Origin of the sequence: Streptomyces sp. PA03-3a (assembly GCF_033792735.1) — a bacterium.
Lineage (GTDB): Bacteria > Actinomycetota > Actinomycetes > Streptomycetales > Streptomycetaceae > Actinacidiphila.
The window spans coordinates 141,274-148,969 of the sequence record NZ_JARAVM010000023.1 but is presented as its reverse complement, the minus strand read 5'-3'; the positions used below and the strand labels follow the sequence as shown (position 1 = coordinate 148,969).

Sequence of the window (7,696 nt, the reverse complement as noted above, 5' to 3'; positions counted from 1 at the left end):
CCTGATGTACGAGGGCGGCCTGGAGAAGATGCGCTGGTCGATCTCCGAGACCGCCGAGTGGGGCGACTACGTCACCGGTCCCCGCATCATCACCGACGCGACCAAGGCCGAGATGAAGAAGGTCCTCGCGGAGATCCAGGACGGCTCCTTCGCCAACAACTGGATCGCCGAGTACAACGCCGGCCTGCAGCGCTACAACGAGTACAAGAAGGCCGACGAGAACCACCTGCTGGAGACCACCGGCAAGAAGCTCCGCAAGCTCATGAGCTGGGTCGACGAGGAGGCGTAAGTCCTCCGCACCGCGGTCTGCACGGTCCCGGGGGCGCCGCGCCCCCGGGACCTGCCGCTTTGGCCACCCCGTACACCCTCGTGCGGGTGATCCTTCCACGTTGGCGCAGGATGCCGGGCCCGCCGCCGATAGACTCCACTAACAAGCGCGTCAGGCTCACAGCGTCGTGCGTCTTCCACGCGGCATGCCATCCCTCTCCACCGCCTTCGGCCGTCGGGACGCGGCCGTAGACCAGGGACTAGTGAGGACTCACGTGAGCAACCCCGTCGTACTCATCGCTGAAGAGCTGTCGCCTGCCACCGTCGACGCCCTCGGTCCGGACTTCGAGATCCGGCACTGCAACGGCGCCGACCGAGCCGAACTCCTGAGCGCGATCACCGATGTCGACGCCATCCTGATCCGCAGCGCCACCAAGGTCGACGCCGAGGCCGTCGCGGCCGCCTCCAAGCTCAAGGTCGTGGCCCGCGCGGGCGTCGGCCTGGACAACGTGGACGTCTCCGCCGCCACCAAGGCCGGCGTCATGGTGGTCAACGCCCCGACCTCCAACATCGTCACCGCCGCCGAGCTCGCCTGCGGTCTGCTGATCTCCGTCGCCCGCAACATCGCCCCCGCGAACGCGGCCCTCAAGCAGGGCGAGTGGAAGCGCAACAAGTACACCGGCGTCGAGCTCGCCGAGAAGACCCTCGGCGTGGTCGGCCTCGGCCGCATCGGCGCCCTGGTGGCCCAGCGCATGTCGGCCTTCGGGATGAAGATCGTCGCGTACGACCCCTACATCCAGCCCGCTCGCGCCGCCCAGATGGGCGTGAAGATCCTCAGCCTCGACGAGCTGCTGCAGGTCTCCGACTTCATCACGGTGCACCTCCCCAAGACCCCGGAGACGGTCGGCCTCATCGGCGAGGAGGCGCTGCGCAAGGTCAAGCCGCACGTCCGCATCGTCAACGCCGCGCGCGGCGGCATCGTGGACGAGGAGGCGCTCTTCGCCGCGCTCAAGGAGGGCCGGGTCGGCGGCGCCGGCCTGGACGTGTACGCCAAGGAGCCCTGCACGGACTCCCCGCTCTTCCAGTTCGACAACGTGGTGGCCACCCCGCACCTGGGCGCGTCCACCGACGAGGCCCAGGAGAAGGCGGGCATCTCCGTCGCCCGCTCGGTGCGCCTCGCCCTCGCCGGTGAGCTGGTGCCGGACGCGGTCAACGTCCAGGGCGGGGTCATCGCCGAGGACGTCCGCCCCGGCCTGCCCCTCGCCGAGAAGCTCGGCCGGATCTTCACCGCCCTCGCGGGCGAGGTGGCGGTCCGTCTCGACGTGGAGGTGCGCGGCGAGATCACCCAGCACGACGTGAAGGTGCTGGAGCTCTCGGCCCTCAAGGGCGTCTTCGAGGACGTCGTCGACGAGACCGTCAGCTACGTCAACGCCCCGCTCTTCGCGCAGGAGCGCGGCGTCGAGGTCCGCCTCACCACCAGCAGCGAGTCGCCCGACCACCGCAACCTGGTCACCGTGCGGGGCACCCTCTCGGACGGCACCGAGGTGTCCGTCTCCGGCACGCTGGCGGGTCCCAAGCACATCCAGAAGATCGTCGCCGTCGGCGACGACGACGTGGACCTGGTCTTCGCCGAGCACATGGGCTTCCTGCGCTACATCGACCGCCCCGGTGTCGTCGGCACCATCGGCCGCATCCTGGGCGACGCCGGCATCAACATCGCGGGCATGCAGGTCGCCCGCGACCAGGCCGGCGGCGAGGCGCTGGTCGCGCTCACCGTCGACACCGCGATCCCCGCGCCGGTGCTGGCCGAGATCGCCGAGGAGATCGGCGCCACCTCGGCCCGCGCGGTCAATCTCGAGGACTGACGACCGGTTCGCTCCGCTGGGGGCGGCCGACCCGGGCGATCCGGGTCGGCCGCCCCTTCGCCGTCAGCGTCGCCATCGCGGGGGAGCCGGGCCGGAAGCGCAGCGCCACCGCCGCGAGGAAGACCAGGCCCAGCACCGGGTACGGAGAGGCCAAGGGCTGCAGCCACCACGCCAGGTGCAGATCGAGGTCACCGGCCTTCGGCACGATCCACAGGGTGCGCGCCAGGAAGACCACCGCCGCCGCCCGCAGCGCCCAGCGCGGCGCCTCGGCGGCGAGCAGGATCAGCATCGGCACGCACCACACCCAGTGGTGCGACCAGCTGATCGGCGTGATGAGCAGCGCCGTCACCGCGCAGCACACCACGCCCCAGGCCTCCCGGCCCAGCCGGCCCATCCGTACCGAGACCGCGAGCCCCGCGCAGGCCACCACGAGCGCGGCGACGGCCCATACCGCACCGGGGTGGGCGGTGTGCAGCACCCGGGCGGCGAAGCCCTGCAGCGACTGGTTGTCGACGATCCACACCTTGCCGATGCGGCTGGTGTCGAAGAGGCAGCGGGTCCAGTAGTCGACCGTCGCGCCGGGCAGCGCGAGCGCCCCCAGCAGTGTGGTCCCGGCGAACCCGGCGGCGGCGACCGCGGCCTCCTTCCGGCGGCCGGTCAGCAGCAGGTAGACGGCGAAGATCGCGGGGGTGAGCTTGATGCCCGCCGCCACGCCGATCGCGATGCCCTTGCCGCGTGCGCCGTCCGGCCTGCTCAGGTCCCACAGCACCAGCACCGCGAGCAGCAGGTTGATCTGGCCGTAGAGCATCGTCTGGAAGACCGGCTCCAGCCACAGCCCGAGGGCCATGGCCAGGAGGACCACCACCCAGCGCGAACCGCGGGCGCGCGGCCATCCCGTCGCCCGGCAGGACAGGTACGCCAGCAGCCCGAGCAGCAGCAGGTTGCCGCCCATGAAGGCCAGCTTCAGCAGGGGTACGGGCAGCCATGTCGTCGGCACGAACAGCAGCGCGGCGAACGGCGGGTAGGTCGCCGGGAGGTTCCACTCGGTGACGGTGAAGCCGTACAGGTCGGTGCCGTCGACGGCGGCCGCGCCCTCGGCGCGGTAGACCTGCATGTCGGCCATGGGCACGGCCATCGACAGGCACAGCGCGGTGAAGGCGGCCAGCGACACGACCAGCAGCAGCCCGGCGAGGAGCAGTCTGCGGTCGGCGCGAGGTCTGCCGGGAACGATCGGCGGCGTCCTCCACAGCGCTGGGCGTTCGCGTCCGTGGGCGTCCGTGGAATGAGTCACCGGCTCCCGATCCCCTTGTTTCGCCATCCGCGGTGTCCGCGCCGGACGCGCGGTTCGCCCACGTCCTACGCGTGTCATCAAGCCCCCCTGGGCCCTGCCGGCCCGAGCCTCGCGTCACGTTACTTGTGCCCCCCCGGGTCGGCAACAGTCCCTTCAGTCCCCGAGCCCGGCCGTCTTGAGGGCTATGTGGAGCAGCAGCCGGTCCTCCCCGTCGTCCAGGTCGAGGCCGGTCAGCCGCTCGATGCGGGACAGCCGGTAGTAGAGCGTCTGCCGGTGTATCCGGAGCTCCGCGGCGGCGCGCCCGGCCTGCCCCGCACGGTCGAGGTACACCTCGGCGGTGTGTGCGAGGTCGGAGTGCGAGGGGTCGAGCAGCGGACGCACCGCCGGATCCACCGCACCGGCGGGCAGCGCGGCCAGCATCCGGTAGGGGCCGATGGCGTCCCACTCCGCGGTGCGACCGAGCCGCGGCTGGGCGCGGGCGGCGCGGGCGGCGGAGACGGCCTCGTGCCACGCCTCGGGCAGTTCGGCGAGCCCCTGGCGGGGGGTGCTGATCCCGGCCCGCGCGCTCGGTTCCACCGCCCTGCCGTTGCCCTCCATCAGCCGTGCGGCCGCGGTGAGCGCCGGCCCCGACATCGTCGCCGAGCGCAGCCGTACCAGGGCGGCGAGCGCCGCGACCGGGGGCTCCCGGTGAGTGTCGGGGGTGCTTTCCTGCGGCGGCACCACGCACAGCGCGGCGGCGCCCGGCACGCTGCGCGGCCCCGGTGCGTCGCCGTCCTCGCCGCCCGGCCAGGGCAGGACGCACACCATCGCGTGGGCCTCGTCCGCGTCCGGGCCGAGTGCCTCCCGCAGCGCCTCACGGGCGGCCGTGCGGCCGGGCCCGGGGGCGGAGCCGAGGAGGTCGCCCAGCGCCCGGCCGGCGTCGGCGCCCGCGCGGGACTCGGCGGCCAGCAGTGCGCCGATGCGGGCGGCGACCGCCATGGCGGCGGCCAGCTGGGCGTCGGTGTGCCCGCTGGTGTCCAGCAGCCACACGTAGCCGTGCACGACGCCGCCGTGCCGCACCGGCAGGCACAGCCGGGGCCTGAAGACCCCGGCGTCGGGCGCGGCCGGGATGCGGACGGGGGCCGTGGCCCGGGCGATGCCGAAGCGCTCGAACCACGAGCGGACCTCGGCGGTGGAGCGGCGGGTGAGGATCGACCGGGTGCGCACCGGGTCCATGGCGCCGTCGTCGTCGCTGTCGTGGGCGCCGAAGGCGATCAGCCGGAAGTCGCGGTCCTCCAGGGTCGCCGGGGCGCCGAGCAGCGCCGAGACCTCGTCGACCAGCTCCTGGTAGTCACCACGCACGCCGCCATTCTCCCTCATACATCTGTATGAGCGATGCCGATCGGATGCGTGACAGCTGTCGATGGCGGGCGGGGTAGGTGAATCCTAGATTTCACGGCGACGCTGCCTGCCCCCTGGGCAGCCCTTCAACCAGGAGGAGACCGTGCTCGGTCCCGTGCTGCTCGCCGCCTCGCGCAGCGACCGTATGCGCCGCGTCGTCGCGGGCGCGCCGATCACCCGCCCCGTGGTGAACCGCTTCATCGCGGGTGACGAGCTGGCGCCCGCCATGGACACCGTGCGGTCGCTGGCCGCCTCGGGCCTGGAGGTCACGCTCGACCACCTGGGTGAGGACGTCACCGACAAGGCGACCGCGCTCGCCACCCGCGACGCCTACCTGCGGCTGCTGGAGGCACTGAAGGCCGAGGGCCTGGGCACCCGCGCCGAGGTCTCCGTCAAGCTGTCCGCCTTCGGGCAGGCCCTGCCGTCCGGCGGCCACGACATCGCGCTGGAGAACGTCCGCCCCGTCGCCGACCTGGCGAGCGAGATCGGCACCACGGTCACGCTCGACATGGAGGACCACACCACGGTCGACTCCACCCTCGCGATCCTCGACGACCTGCGCCTGCGCCACCCCGGCACCGGCGCCGTCCTGCAGTCGTACCTCTTCCGCACCGAGGAGGACGCCCGCAACCTCGCCGTCGCCGGCTCCCGCGTGCGCCTGGTCAAGGGCGCCTACAAGGAGCCCGCCAATGTGGCCCACCAGGACAAGGCCGAGGTCGACCGCGCCTACGTGCGCTGCCTGAAGATCCTGATGGCGGGCGAGGGCTACCCGATGATCGGGTCCCACGACCCTCGGCTGATCTCCATCGCCCAGGAGCTCGCCCACCGGCACGGCCGAAAGCAGGGCTCGTACGAGTTCCAGATGCTGTACGGCATCCGCACCGCCGAGCAGCGGCGGCTGGCCGAAGAGGGCGAGCGCATGCGCATCTACGTCCCGTACGGCGCAGACTGGTACGGGTACTTCATGCGGCGTCTCGCGGAGCGGCCGGCGAACCTGGCCTTCTTCCTGCGGTCCTTCCTCCCCACCCGCTGACCACGACCCCACAAGGACACAAGGAGCTGTCTTCCATGGACGCTGTGACCCAGGTCCCCGCCCCGGTGAACGAGCCGGTGCACTCCTACGCCCCGGGGAGCCCGGAGCGGGCCCGGCTGGAGGCGAAGCTGAAGGAGCTGGCCGGGAACCCCGTCGAGCTGCCGATGACCATCGGCGGCGTGCGGCGGATGGGCGGCGGCGAGCGCTTCGACGTCGTACAGCCGCACAACCACGGCGCCCGCCTCGGCACCTACGCCAACGCCACCCAGGACGACGCCCGCGACGCCGTCGAGGCCGCACTGGCCGCCGCCCCGGCCTGGCGCGCCATGTCCTTCGACGACCGCGCCGCCATCATCCTGCGCGCGGCGGACCTGCTGGCCGGCCCCTGGCGCGAGACGATCGCCGCCTCGACGATGCTCGGCCAGTCCAAGACCGCGCAGCAGGCCGAGATCGACAGCCCCTGCGAGCTGGTCGACTTCTGGCGCTTCAACGTGCACTTCGCCCGGCAGATCCTGGCCGAGCAGCCGATCGCCAACTCCCCGGGTGTGTGGAACCGCCTCGACCACCGCCCGCTCGAGGGCTTCGTCTACGCGATCACGCCCTTCAACTTCACCGCGATCGCCGGCAACCTGCCGACCGCCCCGGCCCTGATGGGCAACGTCGTGGTGTGGAAGCCGTCCCCGACCCAGACGCACGCCGCCGTGCTGCTGATGGAGCTGCTGGAGGAGGCCGGGCTGCCCAAGGGCGTCATCAACCTGGTCACCGGCGACGGCATCGCCGTCTCCGAGGTCGCCCTGGAGCACCCGGACCTGGCCGGCATCCACTTCACCGGTTCCACCCGGACCTTCCAGCACCTGTGGAAGACGGTCGGCAACAACATCGACAAGTACCGCTCCTACCCGCGGATCGTCGGCGAGACCGGCGGCAAGGACTTCGTCGTCGCCCACCCGTCGGCCGACCCGGCGGTGCTGAAGACCGCGCTGACCCGCGGCGCCTTCGAGTACCAGGGCCAGAAGTGCTCCGCGACCTCCCGCGCCTACATCCCGCGCTCGCTGTGGGAGAACGGCTTCAAGGAGGAGTTCGCGGCGGAGGTCGACGGCCTCACCATGGGTGACGTCACCGACCTGTCGAACTTCATTGGCGCGGTGATCGACGAGCGCGCCTTCGCCAAGAACAAGGCCGCCATCGACCGCGCCAAGGCCGACCCGACCGTCGAGGTCGTCGCCGGCGGCACCTACGACGACAGCGTCGGCTACTTCGTCCGGCCGACCGTGCTGGTCTCCTCCGACCCGGAGAACGAGATCTTCCGCGAGGAGTACTTCGGCCCGGTCCTCGGCGTGCACGTCTACGACGACGCCGACGAGGGCGCCTTCGAGGCGATGCTCACCCAGATGGAATCGGTCGCCGCGTACGCGCTGACCGGCTCGGTGGTCTCCCGTGACCGCGCCGCCGTCGCGCACGTCATGGACAGGCTGCGCTTCGCCGCGGGCAACTTCTACATCAACGACAAGTCCACCGGCGCCGTGGTCGGCCAGCAGCCCTTCGGCGGCGGCCGTGCCTCCGGCACCAACGACAAGGCGGGTGCCGCGCAGAACCTCATGCGCTGGACGTCGACCCGGTCGATCAAGGAGGCCCTGGTGCCCCCGACCGACTACCGCTACCCGCACATGGGCTGACCTCCGCGTCACCCGGACGAGCCCGCAAGGGGCAGGGCCCGGTACCCCCGATTCCGTGGGGTGCCGGGCCTTCGCCGTCTCAGATAGTAGGAAGTCCGAGTAATTGTGGAGACAGATCGGCCGAGCTGTCCTAGCTTTGTAGAAGCCGAACGTCTCGCTCCACCAGCGACCGGCGGACGTCAGC

5 protein-coding genes and 1 pseudogene are annotated in these 7,696 nt (G+C 71.8%); 4 read left to right on the top strand and 2 right to left on the bottom strand.

The features are described from left to right. A pseudogene (locus PV342_RS26445) lies at nucleotides 1-289 on the top strand (ketol-acid reductoisomerase); the annotation flags it as partial. A 253-nt stretch (nucleotides 290-542) separates the two neighbouring features. Continuing rightward, nucleotides 543-2,132, top strand: a complete 1,590-nt coding sequence (gene serA, locus PV342_RS26440; protein ID WP_018562035.1) for a phosphoglycerate dehydrogenase — start codon at nucleotides 543-545, stop codon at nucleotides 2,130-2,132. Here serA and PV342_RS26435 read toward each other — a convergent pair. Together PV342_RS26435 and PV342_RS26430 are read right to left on the bottom strand one after the other, a co-directional pair. Continuing rightward, entirely contained in the window at nucleotides 2,116-3,423 is a 1,308-nt protein-coding gene (locus PV342_RS26435; RefSeq protein ID WP_400802307.1) for a glycosyltransferase 87 family protein, read from the bottom strand. The two genes, serA and PV342_RS26435, sit on opposite strands and share 17 nt — an antisense overlap. Before the next feature lie 153 nt (nucleotides 3,424-3,576). After that, nucleotides 3,577-4,764 (bottom strand): PucR family transcriptional regulator, encoded by a 1,188-nt coding sequence (locus tag PV342_RS26430; protein WP_400802309.1) that lies wholly within the window; start codon nucleotides 4,762-4,764, stop codon nucleotides 3,577-3,579. A 142-nt stretch (nucleotides 4,765-4,906) separates the two neighbouring features. Here PV342_RS26430 and PV342_RS26425 point away from each other — a divergent pair, with 142 nt between their 5' ends. Both PV342_RS26425 and pruA read left to right on the top strand, forming a co-directional pair. Then, complete coding sequence (locus tag PV342_RS26425) at nucleotides 4,907-5,836, top strand: proline dehydrogenase family protein (RefSeq protein ID WP_018562038.1); 930 nt, start codon at nucleotides 4,907-4,909, stop codon at nucleotides 5,834-5,836. A gap of 35 nt (nucleotides 5,837-5,871) precedes the next feature. Next, the gene (gene pruA, locus PV342_RS26420) at nucleotides 5,872-7,512 is read left to right on the top strand and encodes an L-glutamate gamma-semialdehyde dehydrogenase (RefSeq protein ID WP_018562039.1); all 1,641 of its coding nucleotides are present in this window, start codon (nucleotides 5,872-5,874) and stop codon (nucleotides 7,510-7,512) included. Nucleotides 7,513-7,696: the final 184 nt, after the last annotated feature.

Bases quoted from the DNA above. Each gene is read 5' to 3' on its own strand.
- pruA (WP_018562039.1), top strand. From the start codon at position 5,872: ATGGACGCTGTGACCCAGGTCCCCGCCCCGGTGAACGAGCCGGTGCAC.